A 23,946-nucleotide genomic window follows, 5' to 3' on the forward strand; every position below is an offset into this window, starting at 1 on the left:
AGCAGTTAGTTTTAGTGTATTAATTCAAAAAATTTTCAGCTAGCCTTTGGCTTAATGCTGAGAAAGACGTTGCACAGATTCTCCTCCCAATAGGTAATTGGCTTCTGTTAGTAAGGCTGGAATCTTTTCGGCGTGGGGGCTGGGGGCGAGACATTGCCGGAGGTCTAGTTCGGCTACGCGGTCTGCTTTTGCTCCGGGAAACCAATGTCCGGCGTTACCAAGCAGGTTGTAGCGCATTTTGGCGTAGTCGATCATGTCGTATGCGATCGCCAGATTTCTCAGCCACAGAATGACGGGTATATTCAAACCACCGGGCGTTTTTTCTGGAGTTGGCAAACCGATGCGCCAAGTGCGTACCCACTCCTCACCTAAACGCGCGATCGCTTCCTTCTCCAATCTTTCCAAAATTGGCGGTAAAATCTCCTCAGCCTTATCCAACAATTCCAAAGTCTTTAAATGTTCGTCCAAATCCGTCGGTCGCGACGCCCCCACACTTAAAGTATGCACCTGCGGATGGCTCAAACAAAACAAGTTATTAAACACCATCGGGCTGAGGGGTTTGCAAAGGTCAACCAATCTTACAGGTGGCTTGTATAACATCCCACCTTTGTCAGATGGGCTGATAATAAATACCCCCATATCCTGACGTAAAGCCGCATCAATCGCGGGCCAGTTCAGCTGATTGATATAGTACCAATGCAGGTTTACATAGTCGAAGTGTCCCGTTTCAATTGCCCGCACAATAACATCAGTCGGCGCGTGAGTTGAAAAGCCAATAAACCTTACTTTTCCCTCTTCTTGCAGTTTTCGCGCCACATCCAAACAGCCGCCAGGACGGATGCTGTCGTGCAGCACCTCGTCTGTATTGATACCGTGCAGCCCCAATAGGTCAACATAGTCAAGCTGTAAGTTAGCCAACGATTTCTCAAAAGTGCGGCGAAACTCGTTCGAGTCAGCGCTGGGGGAAACTTTGGTTTGCACAATCAATTTTTCTCTGGGAAAAGTTGGCAAAATCTTTCCCAACTGCATCTCGGAAGTACCGTAGCCCCGTGCTGTTTCGATGTGATTTATCCCGACTTCTACAGCCCGTCCAATCGTCGCTTCCAGGTTCTGTTGATTATCATCAGGAATTTTCCATTCTTGGGCATCATCCCATTTGTATTGATACCGCATTCCCCCACACGAGAACACTGGCATCTGTAATTCTGTGCGTCCGAATCGCCGATACTGCATCATTGAGATTTTAGATTTTAGATTTTAATACCAATCTAAAATCTAAAATCTAAAATCTAAAATTGCTACATTTCTCTGATTACGGGCTTGCCATCTTTGACTTCACCAATGAGTACCACGTCGGTCACACCTACGAATAAACCATTTTCCAAGACACCGGGAATGTTATTCAGGGTCTTTTCTAAGCCTGCTGGATCGTCTATGGTGTCAAATTTTACATCGACAACCATGTTACCTTGGTCGGTAATTACGGGGCCTGCTTTTTTGATGCCCATGCGTAGTTCTGGTTTTCCACCTAGCTTTTCGATGGCACGCATAACGGGAGTTATAGCCATCGGTATCACTTCGACTGGGAGCAAGAAGGTGGAACCGAGTTTTTCTACTAGCTTACCGCTGTCTACTACGACGATAAACTGTTCGGCTAAGGTATCCACTATTTTTTCGCGGGTATGGGCAGCACCGCCACCTTTGATTAAATTCTTGTGTGGATCGACTTCATCTGCGCCATCGATAGCAATGTCGATACGATCGATTGCATCCAAGGTGGTTAAGGGGATGCCGTATTGTTTGGCTAGCACTTCTGCTTGAAATGAAGTGGGTACTCCTTTGATATCTTTGAGTTCGCCTGACTTGATGCGATCGCCCAAAGATTGAATCGCATATGCTGTTGTTGACCCCGTGCCTAACCCTACAATCGTACCCGATTGCACGCGGGAGGCTGCTGCCTTACCAACTTCCTGTTTCATTAGCTTAACGGGGTCAATTTCTGCTGTCATCACCAAATCTCCTCTTACTCAGTATTTATGTTCTGGTCACACAATACCAGTGACCGCGATCGCTGTTTCTAGCAATTTACTATGATTTGCTTGAATTTAACCAAATATTTTGTTTTTACCACACAAACTTGTAGACTATACCCAAGCTTATTTCTTGCTGAAATTAGCAAAAATCATGCTTAGCTTAAAATATAGTTAATTTAAAAAATATTTATTTTCTATTACGATATATCTTAATTCAGAAGAGAAATATCTGAACGGTGTAAAATGATAAGTTTACCAATAGATTCGCTGAATTTCATTATTCAACCATCCAATATCGAAGCCACAAATTGCTTATTGAAACTAGGATTTCAGCCCATCCCTGCTATTCCTCAACTTCTGTATCAGTATGTAACTAAGCGCCATTTAAAAGCTATATTCCGCCACCTAACTAAGGCGTTTTCCAGTAACGAACAAGCCGCCTGTCGTTTTTTAATGACGCGATCGCCATCCGATTGTTCAAATTTACTCCTAGAATTTCTCAAAGCTCAACCGCTGATTTCAATTACTAAATCTGTCAAATATAGCTGGTTTTTTCAAATTTTAGCAAAAGAACGTCTATTTTTCGAGTATCAGCCAATATTTGATTTATTAAATGGAGAACTAATCGGTCACGAATGTCTGGCTCGCGCCCTCGACAACCAAGAAAGATACTATACAGGCCAACAATTAATTGATGCAGCTCTAGCAACCCAGCTAACTAATGAGTTTGATGAGTTAGCTCGTTCGACTTGTTTGGAATCAATAGCGGCTCATAACAACGATCTCAAGTTTTTTATTAATATTGTGCCAAATGCTCTGATTCGTGACCCCCAGGTAATAGAGCGTAATTTAAAGCGAGTTTTGGATCTAGGACTGCGGCCTCAACAAATTATATTTGAATTAACTGAAATAGAAGCTCTAGGCCAGACCTATAGTTTGCACCAAATTATCAACCGTATTAAAGAGTGGGGGTTTCTTATTGCCGTCGATGATTTGTGCAGTTGTACTTCGATGGATAACTATTTCCTAGAGTTTCGTCCGGATATAGTCAAAATAGATCGGCGGCTGGTGCATGGTTGCAGCCGACATACCCTAAAGCAGATTTTACTCAAAAGTACCCTTGATGCTGCTCACCAAGCTGGAATTCTTGTTGTTGCTGAGGGACTTGAGGCTCTCGAAGATATTAACTTTTGCCGCGATTTAGGTGTTGACATGGGCCAGGGGTTTGGTCTGGGAAGACCTGCACGCAATTTGTGGCAAAAATCGCTGGATTTATTGAGTTGTCCGGTTTCGTTGGCATCATAGTTAGTCATGGGTTAGTTACAAAAAACACCTGACAACGGACAATGGACAACGGACAACAGACAAGTCAGAAGATTTTATATGCAGCTTGAATTTATCCCAGTTGAAGAGTTTTATTTTGCCCTGACTTTAGCTGTACGCACTCTGGAGGATGTGGAGGAGCCGGGTTTAACACAGCAAGTGCGATCGCGTCTAGAGCAAGAATGCGGCCAACCCTCAACCGTAGCCGCAGCAAGCCAGAATACCTTTAACTATGTGTTTCGCGTTCTTGGGCTAGACAATAGCCCATCTAACCAGTTGATAGTTTCAGTTGCCGATTGGCAAGGCAAATTGCGCTTGAGTAGCGATTACGGTTGGACGCTAGATGGCGATCGCAAGCCGATACGCACCGAACGATTTGACCAACGAGCAGAATTTACCCAGCAACTGCGATCGCACCTACAAGACTGGTTGCAAGTACCCTTAAAAAAATAAACCCGAGCTGACCGCAAGGCGGTTAGCGTCGGGAAAATATCAATTAGTTTCCTGCAAGCAATTAAGACCGGGGCTGGCGATCCGGCTTGCTGCAAACACCAGCGCAGATTCTAAGCAGCCCAGACTAGGAATTGCTGGCTTGAGCAGCCAAAAGTTCCTTTAGCTTGGACAATTCGCTCGCCCAGCGAGGGTCGGGTTGAATGCCTTCTTGATCTGCTGGTGTAGAACTGCTGGGACCGCGGCGGGGCTTCTTATTACCACGACGCCCACCACCAGTGCTGGGCTTCTCGGTACTACCGCCTGTGCTGCTGGGAGTACCAGCAGTAACAGGCGCTGCTGGACGAGGAGTCTCCTCTTCAGCACCCTTAGCGCGTGGTAGTGCCTTTTCTATTTTTAGAGCGCTGTCTTTGAACACAAAGCCGTTGAACTTTTCAATGAGTTCATCGGCTTGTTCATCAGTTTTCACCGTCACAAAGGCAAAACCACGACATTGGCCAGTTTTGCGGTCTTTAATCACCTTAGTAGAAATAGAATCACCTGCGTCGCCAAAAACGGCTTGCAACTCAGCGCGGTCTACTTCTTCTTTAGGCAGATTTCCTACATACAGACGAACGGACATAAAATATTCCTCCAGACTCGATCTTTAAACTAATTTGCTTGCAGGCGTCAACATGATGTTAGCGAAGGATATACGCAGTTGACGAATGATTTTTCCGCCCAGTCCCTTTTGGACTCAGCAATGCTTTTGGCGAACAACATAACTCGTAACAGGCAACCATAGCTTAGCGTATATCCGGCGTCTAACGCTTCGCACCTGACTGTCAGACGCATGGTTTGAACAGCAGAAATCACAGCCAAAGCGTTTTTTGTGTTTTTGTTTAATCAGAATGTTCACGCCATTATTAAAGGTATCACGGCATTCGATCTGGATCTACTTCAAAAAGAAGATTTCGGCCACACATATGTATTGCCGTTCACCCTCTAAAGATAGAGCTATAACCGTTACAACCCTTTACCAATGAGGGTTGCAAGCCAATTGACAGTCTTTTATATGCAGACTATCTTCAGCATATTGCGAACGACGAGCGATCGCGCTTTAATAAAAAACTCTTCTTAGTTCAAAACTCGACCATCCCATTTTAGGACTGATTTACCACTAAAGCAGAGGCTAACATTGGTCAAGGCATGACTCAATTGAGCGATCGCTCCTTTCCCATCTTTACACACTACAACTGTACCCCATCAACTACTCATAACGTTTATGGCGAGGCAGCGTGGTTTAATTAATCTTGAGATTGATATTTGGTTGTTGTGGCTGCTGCTGCAACTGAGCCGCCTCCACCCTTTTTTTAGCTTCTATTGCTTGTTGATAGTCCCGTTTATATTGTAGGGCTTTATCATAAGAGGCAATAGCATCTTTTTCTCGTTTCAAGTTTAACAACCCATTCCCCCGGCTGTACCAAGATTCGTAGTTATCCGGCTTAATTTTCACCGCTCTGTCATAGGAATTAACAGCTTCTTGATATCGTTTCAAGTTATAAAGCGCATTCCCTCTGTTATACCAAACTAAGTAATCTTTTGTTTTCAATTGCAGCGCTTTATCATAAGATTCAACGGCATCTTCGTAGCGTTGCGATTGATGGAGTACCCAGCCGCGAACGTGCCAAGCTTCGTATAAATCCGGTTGATAGCTAACTGCTTTATCAAAAGATGCGATCGCGTCTTTATATTGTCGCAAATTGTTTAACGCATTGCCTCTGCTATACCACGCCTGATAATACTCCGGCTTGTATTGAACCGCTTTATCATAAGATTCAACCGCTTCTTGATATCGTTGTAAATTGATAAAGCCATTGCCTCGGTTGTACCAAGCCTGGTAGTATTCAGGCTTAAATTGAACAACTTTGTCATAGGATTTAATAGCTTCTTGGTAGCGCTTCAAACTATGCAGCGCCCAACCTCGGTTGTACCACGATTGGTAGTAGTCGGGCTTAAGTTCAACAGCTTTGTCATAAGAGGCGATCGCTTGTTCGTAGCGCTGCAAATTCATCAGCGCATCTCCCTGCCCATTCCAAGCTTCCGCCGACGTTATCTGTATTTTCAGAGCCTTATCAAATGAGGAAATTGCCTCCTCATATCGCTCCAAACTATCCAGAGCATACCCTCTACCAACCCATGCATCCAAGTCGTCTGGTTTGAGTTGAATCGCTTTTTCGTATGCTTCTAACGCTTCTTTATAGCGTTTTAAGCTTAACAGAGTTTTGCCCTGACCGTTCCAAGCATCAAGATATTCCGGCCTAACCCCAACCGCTTTTTTATAAGCAGTTAGTGCTTCCTCATATCGGTTCAAATCGTACAGGTTTTTAGCCTGATTGTAGAGTTGCGTCGCATTGGAAGAAGTTGTAAGATTTGCCATAAAAACTGCTACAGCAACGCCCAAGGCAATCAACATCGTCCAGCTTAAAACCTGCCGCTGAGTTACTTTATATTTTGTTGGTTTATTCTGATTGTTAGACGTAGGTAAGGATTTGGTAAATGGCACAACCGACGTGGGTTTTGTGCTAAATTTCAAGGTTTTGACAGCTTGCAAAGCTTCTTTTCCTGACTGGTAGCGCTGCCGAAAATCATAGCGCACCATTTTATCTAATACATTGGCTAATTCAGGGCTTACTTTTGCTTTGTCGTGCCAAATAATTTCACCCGTATCGCCATCAATTGGTATTTGGTTAGGTGACAAGCCTGTAAGCGCTTGAAGGCCAATCATTCCCACAGCATAAATATCACTACTTAACCGAGGATTGCCGCTAGCTTGTTCGCTTGGTTGATATCCGGGCGTTCCAATAGCAACAGTAAAGCTAGCTTGCGCTCCATTAATGATTTGAGTGCTAACTTGTTTAACTGCTCCAAAATCAATTAAAACTAATTTGCCGTCTTTCTGGCGGCGCAGTATATTGCGAGGTTTGACATCGCGGTGAATTACATTTTGCTGGTGGACAAATTCTAATATTTCCAGGATGTCTTGCAAAAGACCAATAACCTCACCTTCACTCAACTGACCGCCTATGATAGCTGGAGTCAATTCTTGGCTGAGATCGTGACCTTCAATGAACTCCTGTACTAGATAAAATTCTTGATTTTCTTCAAAATAAGCAAAAAGGCGCGGTATTTGGTCGTGAGTTCCTAATTGATAAAGAATTTTGGCTTCGGTATCAAACAAACGCCGCGCCGTCTGCAAAGTAAAGGGATCTGTTGCTTGGGGCTGGAGTTGCTTAACGACGCACTGGGGATTGCCAGGGAGATATTGATCTTTAGCTAGATAAGTTTGACCAAATCCACCACCACCCAAATGGCTGGTGATTTGGTAGTGTCCTCCTAATGTTTGCCCGATAATCTGGTTCATGCTGTGTCGTGAAGCGCGGAGCGATCGCGAAAAACAAGCTTACTCTACCAATTTACCCTGCGATCGCTTTTAAATCCCCAGGGCGATCGCGGCTAGCCAGAAGTTGGCTTTTGGTAGCCCTGGCCTGTTGGCGGCGCATGGCCTATATTTGTTCTTATACGAAATTTGTCCTGTCTTGTGGAACTTGGCTGCGGATTTTGGTATGGTAAAACATCCTGGTGTAGCCGCACACACTGCCGTCAAGCTAAATTGAATACATGAGCGAAAAAAGCGATGGTTTCAAAATAGTCAGCGACAACCGCCAAGCTCGTTTTCTCTATGAAATCCTGGAAACCTACGAAGCTGGGATTGAGTTGAAGGGCACGGAGGTTAAGTCAATTCGGGCGGGTAAGGTCAACCTGCGAGATGCGTATGGCTTAATTCGTAATGGGGAAGCGTGGCTGATCAACGTCCACATCTCTCCCCATGAAAGTAGCGGCGAGTATTTTAACCATGACCCCCGTCGCACTCGCAAGCTGTTGTTACACAAGCAACAAATTCGTAAGCTAATCGGCAAGGTAGAACAGGAAGGCTTGACTTTAGTGCCCCTTAAGATGTACCTGAAGCGGGGCTTGGTTAAGATAGACTTGGCTCTGGGGAAAGGTAAGAAGTTGCACGATAAGCGCGAAGATACCAAACGCCGCGACGACAAGCGGGAGATCGAACGCGCGATGAAGCGTTATTAAAAATTTGGAATGAGATTGGGAGTCCGGAGTCCTTGTAGAGACGCCGATTTTCTCCCTATTCCCTATTCCCTATTCCCCCCTGTGTCTTGTGGCAGAGTTAAAGATGGTGAACTGTAGAAACTGGCAACTATCGCCACCATCAACCACCAGAGGGTATTTACTTCTGGGCGGTACCATACAGTATCGAAAAGACCCTGGCCGAGTAAACCAACCATACCCGCGATCGCTGCCATCAACCAAAACGCTAGGTGATTTTTGGATTCTTGCAGATGCTTCAGGTGCCTCCACCCATGATTAAACGTCACCACTAACAGCCACAGGAAACAAGAAAATCCGATAAATCCTGTTTCCACAAGAATTTCGCGCGGTATGGAATAGGCACTCAAAGCAGTGTAGCGGGGGCTGATTTGATAGATAGGGTAGATTTTGTTGAAGGCAGTGTTGCCAGGACCAATGCCTAAAATCGGGCGATCGCGTATCATCTGGTCAACAGCCTGCCAAACATTGATGCGGAAATTGTTACTGCTATCCCCGCGACCGACAAACATACTCAAAATGCGATCGCGCATTGGTTCGACAAACACTATCCCCATTGCCAATAATGCTGCCATAGTTACCAGTAGCGACAGCAGACCCCAAGTGCGCCAGTACGGTGGTATATAGTCCTTCCACCAGTACCACGCCAACCCCAAGAAAGTTAAACCTAATAGCGCCAAACCAATCCAGCCACCGCGACTGAAAGTTAGTATCGAGCAGCTTAAGTTGACAATAAGCATTGTCACTGCCAAAGCTTTGGCAACCGCGCTGCGCCAAACAAAAATAGCTGCAATGCTCAAAGCTACAGCAGGCAACAGATAAGCTGCCAGTAAGTTAGGGTTGCCTAAATAGCTATAGACTCGCGTGGTCTTAGACAAAGGAGAACTAGGATCGACCCAAGTAGCCAATTGCGCCGCTCCAAAAAACCACTGTCGCAAGCCGTATACACCGACAATCAGAGTTACGTGTAAGTATACGGTGATAATCCAAGAGCGCAGACGGGGCGATCGCAACACCCGCGCCATCAGCGCAAACATCAACAAGTACAGCGTCAGCTTACTCCAACCAGGCATAGCCGCCGCCTTAACAGGCGACAAAGCCGTTGCCACAGTAGAAATGGCCCAATACAACAAAACAAGCAAATGAACAGGCGTCGCACCCCTCTTACCGTCATCCGATAGCGTCAGCAGGAGCCAATAAAAAGCACCCGCACTCAACAAGACGCCTATCTGGTTATTCGGAACAAAGGGAGCCAGAGCAAACACGAGGCTAACCAACAACGCCCCAATCGGTTCCCCCCACTGCATCAGCAAGCTGCTCCGACGCCACGCCGAAAGAGGACCGACCAACCTGTACAAATAGCTGCTGCCTTGCCACTGATAAAGCGGCAAATCCGATAGCGTAAATTGTTGCCAAACAGTCATTTGACTTTAGACATGAGACTTTAAACTTTAGACTTTAGACTGTCCATCGTCCATAGTCCATAGTCCGGAGTCTCTGCTCAAAACTCAAAAGTCTTCCGATGTTGCTAACTGGGGCAGACTCACCACATACCGATACCCCGACTCTGCCGAACCTTGAACGGAAATTTGCCCCCCATGTATCTCTGCCAACTGACAGCTAAGTAATAGCCCCAAACTTTCGCGGGAGTTATTGCCCTCAGAAAGCTGTGTCAGCTCCTCCACAATCGCCAACGCAGCCGACATAGAGGAACTTGACATCTGATTGGCTGAGGGTAGGTAGGATATTGGTGGCTCCTCATCAATTTCATAATCTCTGTTTAGCGTGGCTTCTAAGCCATTGTCCAGAGCTGCTACAGAAGCCGTCGAGTAAAATTCAATCTGAGGCAGTCCATCTCCTAGCCAAGGGTGAGAAACCCAAACGCTTATGTTCAGTTTTTCGCTCTTGCGAGAGACGTGGATGCGAACCACACCCCCAGCCTCAGATGATTGAATGACGCTAAAAACTAGGTAGTAAAGTATTTGCCGAACTTTGTCTTTGTCTAGCGACCAGATACGATAAGTAGGCTCTACCGATAAACGAATCTTTTGCTGTCGCTGCTTGGCCACTTGGAACAAACTATTGATCGCCTGTTGACAGAGCATTTCAATATCTACAGATGAGATTTGGAGTTTTAGGCCACCTTCATCCAAGATTCCCAAGGCTGAAATTTCATCAACCAGCTCTACCAAGTGCTGACCGCTGTGGTGGATAATCTCCAGGTATTCCTTCTGTTTAGTTGTTAAAGGGCCATAAACTTCGCGACCCAGAACGCTAGCCATCCCCATAACCGATGTCAACGGCGTCCGGAGTTCCTGCGCCAGACTACTGAGTAATTTTAGTTTAATGAAGTTAGGCGATATTTGTTTGCCACCTGAACCCATTCCAACATCATATTTGTCGTCCTGACTGCCCATTGTAAAATCAGAAGCAGGCAGTGGCAGGTTTACGGCTGATTTGGAAATTAGGTTGACTGAGGCTTTGCGCTCTTTAGTGAAGAGACGGTTGCGCTCATATTCGCTCAACGCCCAGCGAGCCGTGAGTTCTAAAAAGTCAATATCTTTAGTGGTAAAAATCCGAGGCACTACATCCATCACCGCCAGCGTACCCAGGCAATATCCATCTGCTGTTATAAGTGGCGCTCCTAAGTACGAACGGATACCGTAGTGCCCAAATAGTAAGCTATTGGCAAAAACTGGGTGCGTTAGCGTATCAGGAATAGCCAAAACTTGATGGCTATCCACTACATAAGTGCAGAAGGCTTCGCTGCGCGGCAGACACCGCGACGTTGCCAGCTCATTCATCAGCCCAACTCTTGATAAACCCACTGCTGACTTTAGCAACTGCCTATCTTGTGCCATTACACCCAAGATGCAGATGGGCGTTTCTAAATAACGGGCAGCTGTTTGAGTGGCTTCTTCAAAAACTGGTACTGTCTCTGCTTCCAGTACTCCCATCTCGGCCAGAGCTTTCAACCTTTGTTGTTCTCTAGCTTGCGGTGTCAAACCATCCAGACGACAAAACAGTCTAGTTTCTGGGCTTACCATGACAACCCCTGTCCTCATACTCGCTGCTTGCATGACTTTTTAAATAATTACCAGCTATATCTAGCGTTCCCGAACAAAGCCCCTGACAAACATTTGAGGTGATATTGCTTAAAAGTTTGAAGCACTAAGGCCCTGGCGTACTATATTTTCGTAATTTCTAATTGGTAATTTGCAATTTTTAATTAAACAAAGAGCGATGGATGCAAGATTTAATAAGTATGAGCGAGACAAATCTTGCACCATTTATTGCAAATTGGGTCTTTTAGAGACAGCAGTCTAGCCAGCACTCGTTACCCAAGTGTTGCTTGGGAACGAGAATATCAGCGAATCTTTATTCGCCCTTTTTAGCCCCGTCGCTAGAGCTAGACCACGCTGGATGAGACAACAAAGAGGAAATTACCCGCACGCCCCGCAGCTGATTTGAGAGGGGCAGATGGCCTCTGGGTGCGGTTAGATTCCAGGTAAACTCGTTGGGATATCGCGTCCAGTTATTGCCAGCTTTCCAGCCAATTTTTGGCCATAACTTTTCCCAATTTTTGCCCAGTGAGAGCCAGATTTCCCGTTGAACGGAAAAGCCAAATCTACCTTCGGAGTAAACGAACCACAAGCTATTGATTGTTTGTAGGTCGGTAATGGGAAAATTTTCTACTTCTGTAAAATACAGCCATTTTCTTTTTACTGCGGTTGCTCCTGCTAGTTCGCAGAGCTTTTGTAGGGTGAGGCGGTCGGCTGCCTGAAAGTCTTGTGCGGCGAGCAACTGTTGTATTTGAGTGTAATCAATGCTGCGCTCGGAATGCAGCGGCAATATGCCCTTGGGAAAGTAGGTTTGGAGAAATTCAGTTGCGGCTTTTGAGCTGGCCGATAGTAAAGCTTGATAAGCTTTACCATCAACACAGCTTGCTGGTGAGGATCGGCCTTGAGCTAAAAATTCCATCAAGACCTCTAAGCCCTCATCCCCAGCACTTACGAGTTCTGGGATGATTTGTAGTTGAGCTTTTTCAGAGCCAGACTTGAATTTGAGGCGGAGGTCGGCGAGTAGGTTGTTGCTGGTGTCTGGTAGAGCGGCAGTGGTTGGGTCAGTCATTAAATAGTGGACTAGGGTCTGTGAATTTAGGACTGTCTAAAGCCTTGGGCGCAAGTAAGGTGAGTGTCGATTGAAGATATGGTTTCTGTGTTATCGACATATCCACCCATTCCAAGTCTAAGGTCTGGAGTTACCCGTCTGGGCGCAGGATGCGGTTAATAATTCCTGTAGTCGAGGTGGGAATTTCTACTTTGACCAACTGAATTTGGCCTTTGTAGGCTTGAACGGCTGGTGCTTCCGGCAGCGTTTCCAAGCTGTAGTCGCCTCCTTTGACGTAGATTTCGGGTTTGAGGGCTTCAATTAAGCTAGTCGCTGTAGATGAGTGGAAAATTACTACCCCATCAACTGGCTTTAGGGCGGCGAGAAGTTCAGCACGCTGTTGCTCTGGCACAATGGGTCGGGCGGGTAATCCTGGTTTGTTTGGCTTGATGGTACGCACTGAGTCATCGCTGTTTAAACCGACGATGAGCGATCGCCCCAAGGACTTAGCCACCTGTAAGTACCGCACGTGACCGACGTGGAGCAGATCGAAGCAGCCATTGGTAAAAACCAAGGGTCGCCACCGATCGCTGTATCGTGCGATCGCTTCTTCTATTTCGCTCAATGTATAAACGCCGGAAATCATTTTGCTTGGGGCTACTTGCACAAAAAGTATCAATTAAGAATTATTGCCTAAATGATGTTTTTCAAGGCTTGATGAGTAATTCATTTTTCACCGTCTGCGGGTGGTCTGTATCCCCTTTCAAAGGCAAAACGTACCAGCTGCGACCTATTCTCTAGATCTAGCTTGCTGAGGATGTTACTCAGATGCGTCTGAACCGTGCGGGGGCTGATAAACAAGCGATCGCTAATTTGTTTATTAGTAAAACCCTGTATAACCTCCCAAAACACTCTTTGCTCTGCTGGAGTCAACGGCAGCGACTGAGGGGGAGATGAAGACGAAGCAGATGCCGCTGTTTCCGCCTTATTGGGTGTGGCCGAGGCCATAGAACCCGCACCTAAATGCTGCATTAACCTTACCATCTCAGCATTGATGCGGCGCGATCGCTCTAACTGCGCTTCAATTTTCGCTACTAATTCCCTCGGTTCAAATGGTTTTGTCAAATAATCATCCGCCCCTATCGAGTGCCCTTGAATCCGATCTTCGAGTTCTCCTTGACCAGACAAAAATATAAACGGCACCAATTGCCCCTCACGGGTCGCGCGCAAGCGACGACAAAACTCTATCCCGTCCATATCTGGCATGATCACATCAGAAACTACCAGATCCGGCGGGTTATGCTCAAAAACGGTCAATCCCTCGATTCCTGAACTAACGTCCTGAACTTGGTATCCCTGGTTTTGTAGGAAGCGGGTCAGGACTACTCGCAGGGTGTTATCGTCGTCAACGACTAAAATCCTTTTCATCTCGCTTATAACCCTGGGTGTGAATTTCCTCGCGGGATACCCTATGCAGTTCCCTAAGCGAAGCGATTATAGCCAAGAATATGTCACCACTTTTAAACCGCTGCCTTGGAACTCAGCGGGGGAGAAAAGCGGGTTGGGGATGACCCCTTGGCTAGAAAATCATAGTGTAAATTGCCTATTCGTCAATATCGCAAACGGAACCCGCCGTTAGTAATAGCTACGCATTGCCGCCAGCTTATGCGTAAATCTACTGGTTATCTGCTTTCTTGACTCAGCCTTACCGCCTCTGGGTTGGCCTGCACTTAAGGCAGCTTTGCCCAAATTCCAGGCTATAGGGAATGAAAATTCCCTATAGCCTGTGATGTATTCCCCAACAATTTCTTAGGTGCCCAGGTAAAAATTCACACAATCTCAGCATAATGCCTTAAGTTTCAGTACATATAAGCATTTTACCCAATCAGTAACTTAGCCGACGCCGTAGATCGGTTTTGAGGTTCGCTTACTATCTTGGTGGTTAGCGGGAGTATTTTGAGGGGGGAACGATCGCCCCTCAAAAGACCTTGGTAACTTATCTAACAAGAAATTCTAACCGCCAATAGACTAGCAATAGTAATCCTACAGCAGGGTATTCTATGTCAGGACTTCCTAATATTTTTTGGTTTAACTATCCTTAGCCACAGAGATTTTGGTAGCCTACCAAAAAAGCACGGTATCAAGCTTATAGCAATATGTACGAGAAAATAGCTCCTCCAGAATTAGGCGATCGCATCACCTTCCAAAATGGCGAACCCATCGTCCCTGATAACCCCATCGTTCCCTTCATCAGGGGAGACGGCACGGGAATCGACATCTGGCCTGCCGCCCAAAAAGTCTTAGACGCCGCAGTAGCAAAAGCTTATGGCGGCAAGCGGCAAATCAGCTGGTTCAAAGTTTACGCCGGAGATGAAGCCTGCGAAAAATACGGCACCTACCAATACTTGCCCGAAGACACCCTGCAAGCCATCAGAGAATACGGCATTGCCATAAAAGGCCCCCTCACCACGCCAGTTGGAGGAGGCATCAGGTCGCTAAACGTAGCACTGCGCCAGATTTTTGACCTATATTCCTGCGTTCGTCCCTGCAAATATTACGCAGGCACGCCCTCTCCTCACAAAAACCCGGAAAAACTAGATGTCCTCGTCTATCGCGAAAACACAGAAGACATCTACCTGGGAATTGAGTGGCGTCAAGGCAGCGAAATTGGCGACAAACTGATTAAACTGCTCAACACTGAGTTAATTCCAGCAACACCAGAACACGGTAAAAAGCAAATCCCCCTTGATTCTGGTATCGGCATCAAGCCAATTAGTAAAACTGGCTCCCAGCGTCTAGTGCGCCGTGCCATACAGAATGCCTTGCGCTTACCCAAACAAAAGCAGCAGGTGACTTTGGTACATAAGGGCAACATTATGAAGTACACCGAAGGCGCTTTCCGAGATTGGGGGTACGAGTTAGCTACTACTGAATTTCGGGCGCAATGCGTTACGGAACGCGAGTCTTGGATTTTGGGCAACAAAGAGCGCAATCCCAACATCACATTAGAAGAAAACGCCCGTCAGATTGAACCTGGGTATGACGCCCTCACTGCCGAAAAACAAGCCAAAATTTGCCAGGAAGTTGAACAAGTCCTCAACGCCATTGGTGAAACTCACGGCAATGGTCAGTGGAAAGACAAGGTGATGGTAAACGATCGGATAGCCGATAGCATTTTCCAGCAGATTCAGACACGCCCGGATGAGTATTCCATCCTCGCCACGATGAACCTGAACGGTGATTATCTATCGGATGCTGCTGCCGCAATTGTCGGCGGTTTGGGGATGGGGCCAGGAGCTAACATTGGCGACCAGTGTGCCATATTTGAGGCAACTCACGGCACGGCGCCCAAGCACGCTGGCTTAGACCGGATTAACCCCGGTTCTGTCATTTTGTCGGGAGTGATGATGCTGGAATTCATGGGTTGGCAGGAAGCAGCAGACCTAATCAAACAGGGAATTGGAGCCGCCATTTCTAACGGTGAAGTAACTTATGACTTGGCTCGGTTGATGGAACCACCCGTAGATCCACCCCTGAAATGTTCTGAGTTTGCCGATGCTATCATCACGCACTTCAATCGCTAGTTGGTAATTGGTAAGGGGTAATTTTTAAACAACGATTACCCATTACCTACTAACTACTAGGGATTGGAAAAAGTATTAATCTGACCTCCACCGCTGTATTGTCCGGGAACGTATTGTCGTGATGTTGGGCGGGGTTGAATTGAGTTGGGCGGATTTATTTGACTGGGTTGCACTGCGGAATTATTTAGTGTGGAATTAAAACCGGGGTTTGTTACTCCTGTGTTCTGGCTTGGCAACCCAGTTGAATATTGCGGCATATAGTAATTGCCCGGTATTACTGGTGCGGAGGGCAAAGTTGCGGGTACAGTCGGTTGCACTGGCACTGACTGCGGCTGGGTTAAATAGGTATAGGAATTGGTGGGATTGTTTATGGTTGGCGTTGGTGGGACGCTATAGCTTTGTATGGTGGGCGCGACCGTCGTCGCTGGAGGGGCGATCGCATTGCTCAAACTTGGAGTGGGGAGTAGTGGCTGCCCTTGGGTTGTTGTAGTTATCTGATTATTCGCTTCTCTGGGTTCTAGAGGTGTTAGAGATGTCTGAGCATTGGGGATAGGAGTAGGTGGCTGTGTAGGTTGGTTCAGCGCGGCTTCTAACGAGCGAGGATTGGTTGCGTCTCGCCGTTCTGCTGGGACTACCGTTGGTGTGTCTTGCTGGTTAACTAAATTTAGCCAATTGTCTGTCTGTACTGGTGTTTTGGTTCCATCAGCTTTGGATGCAGAAAATTCAGGGGTGACTGGTTGGATGGGCATAAAGCGATCGCCACTTCCAAAAGGCCCGTTATTTAAGATTTCTTGTGCTGATGCAGCAAAAGTATTATTAGTATTTTGCTTGTTAGAGGGCTTCGGTACTAGGGTTACAGGAGCAGCGCTTGGTATGTTTGTCGTCGAATCGGTATTGGAGCTGGCCTTTTGACGATTGTACGCCTCAAACAAACCCTCTTGTTTGCTGGATTTAGCTGTCGCGTTTGGTGCGATCGCAGAGGGTGGAACATTCAGGGGCGTAACTTCTGCCATTATCACTGGCAAGCTATCAATATCTGCACCGATAGATCTAACATCTGCCTGAGAAAGCGTTGTGTCAGTAGAAGAATTATTTGAATTTATCGCTTGCTCGTTACCAGTCTCGCTGTCATCCCAAGCAGTATTGAGCCAGTCCGGGTGAGTAAAATACTGCCAAGCGAATAACGCCAACACAAGTAGCGATGTAGCTGCACCCCAAAACTCTGGTCGCGCCACAAGCCGTAACCGCGCTTTGATTATTCGGAAGTATGCGGGGGTTTGCTTGCGAGATGTCATGACTGTAATGCAGCTTTATTCTGCACAGATACGACTGTTAAAGATGTAATGGGTAGAGCGATCGCGGCGAATCTATATCGCCAGTTCCAAAATAGCGGTGTGGGGTTGTGCTTGTACGTTGCTTTAGCACTAATATTATCTGCGGTTTCACTCAAGCGGCTCCGCCTGCTACCGCTGTGTCTTTTAGGAAATTACACCAACCAACAGTTGCTAGTAGGTTTAAGAAATTTGTTGTTTTAATGTGATAGTAAGTTTATTTTAGCCTTTATTAGGGTTAAAACAGATGCACCTATGTGTAGTTTTGCTAAAGATGTGGCTTTGTTCTATATAGGTTTAAACAACCTGCTGCAAAGATTGCAGAGCTTTATAGAGTTTAATATGTAAATTTTGGACTGGGGACTTAAAAGCCCAACGCGATCGCCAATTTTACCAACAATATTCTATCGGACGGAGCGACGCCACAATAAAAATCCTCCTGCCCCAAAGCCGAAAACATTTGCCGTCCAAGCTGCCATCCAAGGTGGAAGAATACCCATCAAACCGAAAGAACTGCTGAAAGTCGCTAATGAATAGTAAGCCAAAACTATCACGACAGTGATACCAAAACTTGTTGCCTTCCCAGTCCGTTGAGGTCTGCTTCCCAATGCAGAGCCTAACAAACCAAAAACTAAACAAACAAAGGGAAATGCATATCTTTCTTGCAGGCGAACCTCGTGCTTGCGAACTTTCTTAAAATCTCCGCTCAGGCGGACTAATTTCATATCCTCTTTGAGTTGGTCAATGTTCATCTCGGTGTAGTCGAGGCGCTGGGATGCCAAATCTAGAGGAGTTCGGGGCAGTTGCAATTGTTGGTGCGCGAATTTTACAATGTTGCGGTAAGACGCATCGGGAGAGACTAAATAAATAGTGCCGTTGTAAAAATCCCAGGTGTTTTGGGCAAGGTTCCAAATAGCTGATTGGGCGGTAACAATTTGGTTAAGACCTTCCTGCGACCAGTCCAAAATGGTCAACCCTTTCATACCTCTACCATCAACTTCTTGAGCATACAACAGGCGTGTTAATACCTGGGTTCGTTCGCCATTCGGCTGACGTACTCTACGATATTCTGGAAAAATAAAATTACTTTCCCGAATGTCTGGTTTGTCTTTTTTTAAGGCTTGATCTAAAGTTAAGTTTGCCTGATAGTTGGCAGCTGGTACGACCCGTTCGTTAAATAAAAAAGTTATCCCTGTAACAATAAAGCTAAGGACGACTGCGGGCATTATGAGTCGGTAGATACTAACGCCGCAGCTACGCAGTGCAATCAGTTCGCTATCACTAGAAAGACGGCTGTATGTCATCAAGGCCGCCAGTAGTGTAGACATAGGAAAGGCATACAGGACGAACTGTGGCAGCTTCAGAAGTAGCACTTGCAGCGCTACCGTCATCATCAGCCCCGATTCGGTGACTTTCCGCATCAGGTCAAAGAGTACACCAACCGACAAAACTACGGAAGAAAATAGGCACACGCCAAACAGAAACGGCATGATTAGTTCTGCGGCAATGTAGCGATCCATGACTGAAAAGCCAGGAATTAGCGTAGATATAGAATTAAAAGACTTTGGTTTGTCCTTGGTCATCTGTAATTGGGCATTGGGAATTGGGCGTTAGGCATCGGGCATCGAGCATCGGGAATTGGGAAGAAGGGAATTGGGAATTACGTCTTGAGCGTCGCTGGAGACGCTCCGCTTCCGGTTTTGAATTAAACTCTCGAATTCAGCAAAATTAAGAACTCAGAAATTTTCTGTACTCCCCATTTCCTATTCCCTATTAGCCATTTCCAAAACTATCTTTGGAAGTCATCTCCTAAGTAATATTGGCGCACTAAGGGGTTATTGTAGAGTTCTTCGGCGCTGCCGTTCGCCAAGATTTGTCCATCGCGCATGATGTAAGCTCGGTCTGTGATGGCTAGGGTTTCGCGAACGTTGTGGTCTGTAATCAAAATTCCCATCTCGCGATCGCGCAGTTTGGCTATAATTTTTTGAATTTCCGATACGGCAATCGGGTCAACACCAGCAAACGGTTCATCTAGTAGCAAAAATTTTGGCCCTTCTACACCCGCAGCTAAGGCTCTTGCTAATTCTGTCCGCCGCCGTTCCCCCCCAGATACTTGATTTCCCAGGGTGTTGCCTACTTTTTCTAGGCGAAACTCTTGCATTAGTAAATCCATGCGCGATCGCCACTCGCGCTTAGGTACGCCTGTCTGCTCCAGCACCAGTAAAATATTGTCCCGCACGCTTAGGTGTCGAAAAATACTTGCTTCTTGGGCTAAATAACCTATTCCCAGATGCGCCCTTTTGTCCATCGATAAGGCGGTGATATCTGTTTCATTGAGCCAAACCGTTCCCCGATCTGGTTTCTCTAACCCAGTCGCAATATAAAAAGTTGTCGTTTTCCCCGCACCGTTGGGACCGAGCAGCCCCACGATTTCTCCTTGAGAAACCGAGAGGTTGACGCGATTGACAATCAGGCGCTTGCCGTAGGACTTGTGTATGTTCTCTAGTACAATTTTCACGACACCAGCTTACCTGAAAAAATGGGATTAATTTTAACAGGTGTTAGAGGTTTACAGAGGTTTGCCAGGATATTACCGACTGTTCGGGGTTCTTGAGGCTGGCTTTCTGGAAGGGGGAGACGCTCCAGGCGCAAGCGGTTGAGTGGGGGCAGCCGGGTCGGAAACTAGATAAATCGATTCTACTTGTCTGTTGTTCTGGGGTAGCGCCACAAAGCGAGCCTCATCAATAAGATATGTGATGGTTTCGCCGCGAAGACTATTGCCCTGTTGCAGGACGTAGACATTGCCAGTGAGAATAATGCGACGCTCTTTAGTGAAATATTGGGCTTGAGCCGCTGTTGCCTGAATCTGGCGGGCTGGGTAGTACATTTGCACGTTTCCCCTCGCCGTGACTACTCCAGTTTTAGAGTTGGCTTCTTGAACGTCAGAGCGAACGGTGAGGGCGCGTCCGTCGCCTGCTGCTGGGGTTTGGGCGAGGGTAAGTTGGGTGGGAAGTGCGATCGCTCCTGCTAAGGTAGCGGTCAGCATCGCTCCTAAACCCAGGCCGCGCCGAGTCAAACTTGTGCTTTGAGAAGAGGGCATCATCTATCGTACTGCCTGCTGGATGTGAAATAAAGTTCTAGCTGCTGTGGCTTTTTTCCACAATACTATTAAGGCTCAATCCCGACAATTCCGGATGTTTGTGCCGTTTGCAGCTATTTGCATCTTGACGATCTAGCTTGTCAGAAGTTTCTAATTTAAATCCCTCACACCAAGCAAGCATATATCTACAAGCGACTTATAGCTAGCGCCCCATCTAACAATGTCAAATCCCATTGGTATGATCTCGCAATATTTTGGGCAAACTGGAGCCGTTGTCTCGATCCAGCTGCTCAACAAAATCACCCACATTTTCTGCTCCAGCCTGTTGCAGTGCAGCTAGCAGGCTGGCACTTTTATCGAGCAGGTTGCTAACATCAATCCCACTGTAGACAGGTTCGTAATTCCTAATGCGTCCGATTCCTTCCCCTAATAAAATAGCCGAGCCGCGCCAGTTGAGATTTCTCAAGTGATAACAGCCTACGGCAATTTGCAATACTCCCTGATAAAACTTTTTTTGCGGCTCTCCTGCTTCCATCCACAGCGCCTCCAGAGTATCGTGACAGGCGTAAAACTCACCTGCATTAAACTGCTCGACACCCTGCCAGAACTCAGACGGGATTTCTTCAACCATGCTCAAAAATAGTCCTTAATTATGAGTTATGAATTATTAATTCATAACTCAAAACTCAAACACCTTGAAGTTAATAATCTCTACAGGCTATCTCGAACTGATTTAATTTCTTCGATGGAAATGTCCTGTTGTTGGCCAGCAAAATCATTATCTGGTGTCAAAAATAGCATGCAGTGGCACTCCTTACGCTCGCGCATGGGTACGCAAGGACAGTTCCAGAAGGCAGCAGCAACTTCTGCTTCTTTATCTTCGTAGTGGCGACAGGGACACAAGGGTGCGCCAAGGTCATCTTTGTGCTTGGCTAGTCCTTCAATTACGACCGCTGTTACGGAAGGATCGACGCAGAAGTAGGTTCCGGTGCGTTTGGCGTAAGTTTGGGAAAACTGCCGCATCGCCTCTAAATTTTTCTCGCTGGATTTATTTTCTGTCTCTGTTGGGTTCATGGGGGCTGGCTATAGGGACTTGAAAACGTGTTTATGCATTTTAACTCAAGGCTTTTCCCGATTGTAATCATCTGGGATCGGCGCCAGGGAAGTAGCTGGACAAGATGCCGGAGACACAAGATATAAGCTAGAAATTATATCCCACTCCCGCGGGATTGTAGTTGAAGCTGAAGCGGCTGTTCAGTCTTGATGACAAGGCCAGAGGAGTATTGATTTACAAGTTTGGCTGATTCATCAGGCAAAGCTTGAGGCCATAGCATCCAGCGACTACCTGTGGGTAGGGAGTTTAAACTACCAGGATTTTGAGTTAGCCAGATTAAAGGTAGGTTTGGAGTAGCTCCGGCAGAGCCTTCTTCTCCGGCGCGTGTCGCTGCTAAGGTTTCTAAGACGACACGGTTGCCCTGCAATAACCCTGTGGAAGCTGTCCATAGTTTAACGTTTAACTGCTGCCGACAAGCATAGAAGTACATAGAGGCTGCGGCAATTACGGCTTGTTCAAAATCCTCCGTAGGCCAGATAGCAGCGCTGTCGAGACAGATGATAATTTCTTGACCGCTGGTGAAGACTTCTAACTCGCGTACTTTTAGTTCGCCGTAGCGAGCGCTGGTGCGCCAGTGGATTAAACGTGTAGGATCCCCTATACGGTAGGGGCGAAGTGCTTTGGTGAGGCCAACGGTTGCTGCTTGGGACTGGCGATCGCGGCTGGAAAATTGGGCGCTATCTTCTCGCCCGATTTCATCCACTATGGGGCAGTGGCTAAGGGGTAAAACTGTGGGATAGACAATTGCTGTGGCTGGTACTTCGCGACTCCGCCGACACCAGAACAATCCTACAGGTGCGGCTGTTCTCACCTGAACTGCGTGCCATCGGTAAATACCCCGCCGCTCGGTCGGTTGCTCGTATACCCAGTTATGGGTGCTATAGGGGGGGATGTTTTCTATAGCCGTTTGCACGGGTTTGCCCAAGACGTAGGGCAGGACATCTTGTATTTGCAGCAGGGTTTTGGGCTGGTTGGTGGAATTTTCGATTTCGATTTCAACGGTCAGCTTGTCGCCTGCGGTGACGGGTAGGATGGAGTGACGGCGTACCGTGAGGTTGCGGAGGCTGCGAACTGGCAGAACCGCTGCAATTCCTAGAAGGGCAAAAGTGATGCCGCCGAGGGCATAGAGCCAGCCAACCATTGTATTAACTGCGGCTGCAATAAAACATACGGCGATCGCTCCTAAAAGCCAGCCCGCGTATGCTGGCGTACAAGCGCGAGTTTCTAGCCAATCAGCAATGCGATTAAAGATGCTCATAAAACTTGATAGTACCCCTGTATACCCTTCAGCACCTTAACAAAACTACCCCCGCCAAACCATGAGCAATTCTATCAACGGATAGTTATTGTTAAAATCAAGTGAATTCACGCATGATTCTAGACAAACTTTTCATCATCCGGGCAAGTAGACTGTGTTATTACTAATTCATTACTGAATAGCCATCCGTTGCAGTTAACCAGGGGTTTAGGAAAAGAGGGACAAAATGGATAAAATAAACGCCGCCACACCGCTTCAGGCTCAGGCTCATCCTTCTAATAGACCGCCAATGCCGCCCCCGCCGCCGCAAGCGCAGCAAAGGCAACAACCAACTGCCACCCCCGCAACTTCGATTAAGCAGATGGTTAAAGATGCCTTTACTGCAAAGGCATCTGACATTCATATTCGAGTTGGACAGGTTCCCAGGTTTCGGATTCGGGGTCAGATGACAACGGCTGAAAGTCAGCCGAAAACCACGCCAGAAATCTTTGAATATTATTTGCACGAGATTCTGACGCCAATTCAAAGAAAAAACTTTGCAGAAACCAAGGAACTGGATACGGCGATATTTTATCCCGGCTTCGTGCGTTGCCGGGTGAATTGTTTTGACTCCCTGACGGGCGGCGCGATGGTGCTGCGGTTGATCAGCCTGAACATCCCTAGTATTGATGATTTGGCGTTACCGCAAGTGCTAAAAGAAATTATTAGCAAGCCCCAAGGACTAATTTTAGTCACAGGTCCAACGGGTTCGGGTAAATCAACGACGATGGCAGCGATGATTCGTCATCTAAACGAGAACGTATCAAAGCACATCGTTACGATTGAAGACCCGATTGAATTCGTTCACAGCTCGCAACAATGCTTGGTTAGCCAGCGGGAAGTAGGTTTGCACACGCGGGAATTTCATGATGCGCTACGGGCAGTGTTGCGGGAAGATCCTGACGTAATTCTGATTGGGGAAATGCGCGATCGCATCACCATTAATACAGCCCTGCAAGCCGCCCAAACCGGACACTTGGTTTTAGGTACTCTACACACCCGTAGCGCCATCAACTCAATAAACCGCTTGTTGAATATGTACAGCGCAGACGAACAAGACGTCATGCGGATACAGATCACCGATTCCCTAGTGGCTGTAGTTGCACAACTGCTGCTACCAACTACGGATAGTCGGCGCGTAGCAGTCCATGACATCTTAGTTAATACACCTGCTATGCGCGAGTACTTGCTCAAGGGTAACGAGGATGAAGCATTCCGGATGATGGAAAGCGACACCCACGAGGGCATGCAGATTATGAACCAAGCGCTGTACGAACTACTGCTCGCTGGTAGGATCACCATTGAGGAAGCTGAAAAAGCATCCCTCGATCCAAGCGACCTGGATCGCCGCATTCGCACCGGAGGAATTGACGCCGCTGGCTCGGCGCGGGACTGGATGATGTAATATCAATTGCTCGTTGTTCATCAATGGTCAAGAGT

Annotated in this window: 22 protein-coding genes; 5 read left to right on the plus strand and 17 right to left on the minus strand. The window is 46.9% G+C overall.

Features of this window, described 5'->3' with window-relative positions; genetic code table 11:
• Positions 1–51: 51 nt before the first annotated feature.
• Both H6F77_RS08185 and rpiA read right to left on the minus strand, forming a co-directional pair.
• Entirely contained in the window at positions 52–1,233 is a 1,182-nt protein-coding gene (locus H6F77_RS08185) for an aldo/keto reductase (RefSeq protein ID WP_190487479.1), read from the minus strand.
• A gap of 65 nt (positions 1,234–1,298) precedes the next feature.
• Positions 1,299–2,009 (minus strand): ribose-5-phosphate isomerase RpiA, encoded by a 711-nt coding sequence (gene rpiA / locus H6F77_RS08190; protein ID WP_190487168.1) that lies wholly within the window; start codon positions 2,007–2,009, stop codon positions 1,299–1,301.
• A 267-nt stretch (positions 2,010–2,276) separates the two neighbouring features.
• Here rpiA and H6F77_RS08195 point away from each other — a divergent pair, with 267 nt between their 5' ends.
• Together H6F77_RS08195 and H6F77_RS08200 are read left to right on the plus strand one after the other, a co-directional pair.
• Complete coding sequence (locus H6F77_RS08195; protein WP_190487170.1) at positions 2,277–3,338, plus strand: EAL domain-containing protein; 1,062 nt, start codon at positions 2,277–2,279, stop codon at positions 3,336–3,338.
• A gap of 78 nt (positions 3,339–3,416) precedes the next feature.
• On the plus strand, positions 3,417–3,809 hold the full coding sequence (locus H6F77_RS08200) for a hypothetical protein (protein WP_190487172.1): 393 nt from the start codon (positions 3,417–3,419) through the stop codon (positions 3,807–3,809).
• A gap of 124 nt (positions 3,810–3,933) precedes the next feature.
• Here the strand turns inward: H6F77_RS08200 and H6F77_RS08205 are convergent, their stop codons facing one another.
• Together H6F77_RS08205 and H6F77_RS08210 are read right to left on the minus strand one after the other, a co-directional pair.
• On the minus strand, positions 3,934–4,428 hold the full coding sequence (locus H6F77_RS08205; protein WP_190487174.1) for an RNA recognition motif domain-containing protein: 495 nt from the start codon (positions 4,426–4,428) through the stop codon (positions 3,934–3,936).
• Between the two features lie 660 nt (positions 4,429–5,088).
• Positions 5,089–7,209 carry a serine/threonine-protein kinase gene (locus tag H6F77_RS08210; protein ID WP_199321232.1) on the minus strand — a complete coding sequence of 707 codons (2,121 nt, stop codon included), beginning with the start codon at positions 7,207–7,209 and terminating at the stop codon, positions 5,089–5,091.
• 257 nt (positions 7,210–7,466) lie between these two features.
• On the opposite strand from H6F77_RS08210, the gene smpB reads away from it, so the two are divergent.
• The gene (smpB, locus tag H6F77_RS08215) at positions 7,467–7,934 is read left to right on the plus strand and encodes an SsrA-binding protein SmpB (protein ID WP_190487183.1); all 468 of its coding nucleotides are present in this window, start codon (positions 7,467–7,469) and stop codon (positions 7,932–7,934) included.
• A 62-nt stretch (positions 7,935–7,996) separates the two neighbouring features.
• On the opposite strand, the gene H6F77_RS08220 is transcribed toward smpB, so the two are convergent.
• The 5 genes from H6F77_RS08220 to H6F77_RS08240 form a co-directional block, all read right to left on the minus strand.
• Positions 7,997–9,394, minus strand: a complete 1,398-nt coding sequence (locus H6F77_RS08220; RefSeq protein ID WP_190487185.1) for an IctB family putative bicarbonate transporter — start codon at positions 9,392–9,394, stop codon at positions 7,997–7,999.
• Between the two features lie 84 nt (positions 9,395–9,478).
• Positions 9,479–11,050, minus strand: coding sequence for a GAF domain-containing sensor histidine kinase (locus tag H6F77_RS08225; RefSeq protein WP_242022002.1), 1,572 nt, complete (start codon positions 11,048–11,050; stop codon positions 9,479–9,481).
• Positions 11,051–11,348: 298 nt separating this feature from the next.
• Positions 11,349–12,101, minus strand: coding sequence for a GUN4 domain-containing protein (locus tag H6F77_RS08230; RefSeq protein ID WP_190487187.1), 753 nt, complete (start codon positions 12,099–12,101; stop codon positions 11,349–11,351).
• A gap of 130 nt (positions 12,102–12,231) precedes the next feature.
• The gene (locus H6F77_RS08235) at positions 12,232–12,726 is read right to left on the minus strand and encodes an adenylyltransferase/cytidyltransferase family protein (protein ID WP_190487487.1); all 495 of its coding nucleotides are present in this window, start codon (positions 12,724–12,726) and stop codon (positions 12,232–12,234) included.
• An 80-nt stretch (positions 12,727–12,806) separates the two neighbouring features.
• Complete coding sequence (locus tag H6F77_RS08240; protein WP_190487189.1) at positions 12,807–13,508, minus strand: response regulator transcription factor; 702 nt, start codon at positions 13,506–13,508, stop codon at positions 12,807–12,809.
• Between the two features lie 728 nt (positions 13,509–14,236).
• Between H6F77_RS08240 and H6F77_RS08245 the strand changes: the two genes are divergently transcribed.
• Entirely contained in the window at positions 14,237–15,664 is a 1,428-nt protein-coding gene (locus tag H6F77_RS08245; protein ID WP_190487191.1) for an NADP-dependent isocitrate dehydrogenase, read from the plus strand.
• A 56-nt stretch (positions 15,665–15,720) separates the two neighbouring features.
• On the opposite strand, the gene H6F77_RS08250 is transcribed toward H6F77_RS08245, so the two are convergent.
• The 8 genes from H6F77_RS08250 to H6F77_RS08285 all read right to left on the minus strand — a co-directional run bounded on the left by H6F77_RS08250 (position 15,721) and on the right by H6F77_RS08285 (position 22,467).
• A complete protein-coding gene (locus H6F77_RS08250) occupies positions 15,721–16,959 on the minus strand; it encodes a hypothetical protein (RefSeq protein WP_190487193.1) in 1,239 nt (412 codons plus the stop codon).
• Positions 16,956–17,114: a hypothetical protein gene (locus H6F77_RS27550; RefSeq protein ID WP_206753450.1), complete on the minus strand. Its 159-nt coding sequence runs from the start codon at positions 17,112–17,114 to the stop codon at positions 16,956–16,958. Before H6F77_RS27550 ends, H6F77_RS08250 begins: the two co-directional genes overlap by 4 nt.
• A 285-nt stretch (positions 17,115–17,399) precedes the next feature.
• Positions 17,400–18,578, minus strand: coding sequence for an LptF/LptG family permease (locus H6F77_RS08260; RefSeq protein ID WP_242022004.1), 1,179 nt, complete (start codon positions 18,576–18,578; stop codon positions 17,400–17,402).
• A gap of 206 nt (positions 18,579–18,784) precedes the next feature.
• Complete coding sequence (gene lptB / locus H6F77_RS08265; protein WP_190487198.1) at positions 18,785–19,513, minus strand: LPS export ABC transporter ATP-binding protein; 729 nt, start codon at positions 19,511–19,513, stop codon at positions 18,785–18,787.
• 72 nt (positions 19,514–19,585) lie between these two features.
• Complete coding sequence (locus tag H6F77_RS08270) at positions 19,586–20,098, minus strand: LptA/OstA family protein (protein ID WP_190487200.1); 513 nt, start codon at positions 20,096–20,098, stop codon at positions 19,586–19,588.
• 220 nt (positions 20,099–20,318) lie between these two features.
• On the minus strand, positions 20,319–20,726 hold the full coding sequence (locus tag H6F77_RS08275) for a DUF309 domain-containing protein (protein ID WP_190487202.1): 408 nt from the start codon (positions 20,724–20,726) through the stop codon (positions 20,319–20,321).
• 80 nt (positions 20,727–20,806) lie between these two features.
• A complete protein-coding gene (locus H6F77_RS08280; protein WP_190487204.1) occupies positions 20,807–21,169 on the minus strand; it encodes a ferredoxin thioredoxin reductase catalytic beta subunit in 363 nt (120 codons plus the stop codon).
• 134 nt (positions 21,170–21,303) lie between these two features.
• On the minus strand, positions 21,304–22,467 hold the full coding sequence (locus H6F77_RS08285) for a DUF58 domain-containing protein (RefSeq protein WP_190487206.1): 1,164 nt from the start codon (positions 22,465–22,467) through the stop codon (positions 21,304–21,306).
• Between the two features lie 226 nt (positions 22,468–22,693).
• Between H6F77_RS08285 and H6F77_RS08290 the strand changes: the two genes are divergently transcribed.
• Positions 22,694–23,911, plus strand: a complete 1,218-nt coding sequence (locus tag H6F77_RS08290) for a type IV pilus twitching motility protein PilT (protein WP_190487208.1) — start codon at positions 22,694–22,696, stop codon at positions 23,909–23,911.
• The last annotated feature ends 35 nt before the right edge of the window (positions 23,912–23,946 follow it).

Source organism: Microcoleus sp. FACHB-831 (assembly GCF_014695585.1).
Taxonomy (GTDB): domain Bacteria; phylum Cyanobacteriota; class Cyanobacteriia; order Cyanobacteriales; family FACHB-T130; genus FACHB-831.

Coding starts and splice junctions, on each gene's coding strand:
- H6F77_RS08225 (WP_242022002.1), bottom strand. CDS start 11,050: ATGCAAGCAGCGAGTATGAGGACAGGGGTTGTCATGGTAAGCCCAGAA.
- H6F77_RS08250 (WP_190487193.1), bottom strand. CDS start 16,959: ATGACATCTCGCAAGCAAACCCCCGCATACTTCCGAATAATCAAAGCG.
- H6F77_RS08260 (WP_242022004.1), bottom strand. CDS start 18,578: ATGACCAAGGACAAACCAAAGTCTTTTAATTCTATATCTACGCTAATT.
- rpiA (WP_190487168.1), bottom strand. CDS start 2,009: ATGACAGCAGAAATTGACCCCGTTAAGCTAATGAAACAGGAAGTTGGT.
- smpB (WP_190487183.1), top strand. CDS start 7,467: ATGAGCGAAAAAAGCGATGGTTTCAAAATAGTCAGCGACAACCGCCAA.
- H6F77_RS08240 (WP_190487189.1), bottom strand. CDS start 13,508: ATGAAAAGGATTTTAGTCGTTGACGACGATAACACCCTGCGAGTAGTC.
- H6F77_RS08275 (WP_190487202.1), bottom strand. CDS start 20,726: ATGGTTGAAGAAATCCCGTCTGAGTTCTGGCAGGGTGTCGAGCAGTTT.
- H6F77_RS08230 (WP_190487187.1), bottom strand. CDS start 12,101: ATGACTGACCCAACCACTGCCGCTCTACCAGACACCAGCAACAACCTA.
- H6F77_RS08285 (WP_190487206.1), bottom strand. CDS start 22,467: ATGAGCATCTTTAATCGCATTGCTGATTGGCTAGAAACTCGCGCTTGT.
- H6F77_RS08245 (WP_190487191.1), top strand. CDS start 14,237: ATGTACGAGAAAATAGCTCCTCCAGAATTAGGCGATCGCATCACCTTC.
- H6F77_RS08290 (WP_190487208.1), top strand. CDS start 22,694: ATGGATAAAATAAACGCCGCCACACCGCTTCAGGCTCAGGCTCATCCT.
- H6F77_RS08210 (WP_199321232.1), bottom strand. CDS start 7,209: ATGAACCAGATTATCGGGCAAACATTAGGAGGACACTACCAAATCACC.
- H6F77_RS08270 (WP_190487200.1), bottom strand. CDS start 20,098: ATGATGCCCTCTTCTCAAAGCACAAGTTTGACTCGGCGCGGCCTGGGT.
- H6F77_RS08200 (WP_190487172.1), top strand. CDS start 3,417: ATGCAGCTTGAATTTATCCCAGTTGAAGAGTTTTATTTTGCCCTGACT.
- H6F77_RS08205 (WP_190487174.1), bottom strand. CDS start 4,428: ATGTCCGTTCGTCTGTATGTAGGAAATCTGCCTAAAGAAGAAGTAGAC.
- H6F77_RS08185 (WP_190487479.1), bottom strand. CDS start 1,233: ATGCAGTATCGGCGATTCGGACGCACAGAATTACAGATGCCAGTGTTC.
- H6F77_RS08195 (WP_190487170.1), top strand. CDS start 2,277: ATGATAAGTTTACCAATAGATTCGCTGAATTTCATTATTCAACCATCC.
- H6F77_RS08220 (WP_190487185.1), bottom strand. CDS start 9,394: ATGACTGTTTGGCAACAATTTACGCTATCGGATTTGCCGCTTTATCAG.
- H6F77_RS08235 (WP_190487487.1), bottom strand. CDS start 12,726: ATGATTTCCGGCGTTTATACATTGAGCGAAATAGAAGAAGCGATCGCA.
- H6F77_RS08280 (WP_190487204.1), bottom strand. CDS start 21,169: ATGAACCCAACAGAGACAGAAAATAAATCCAGCGAGAAAAATTTAGAG.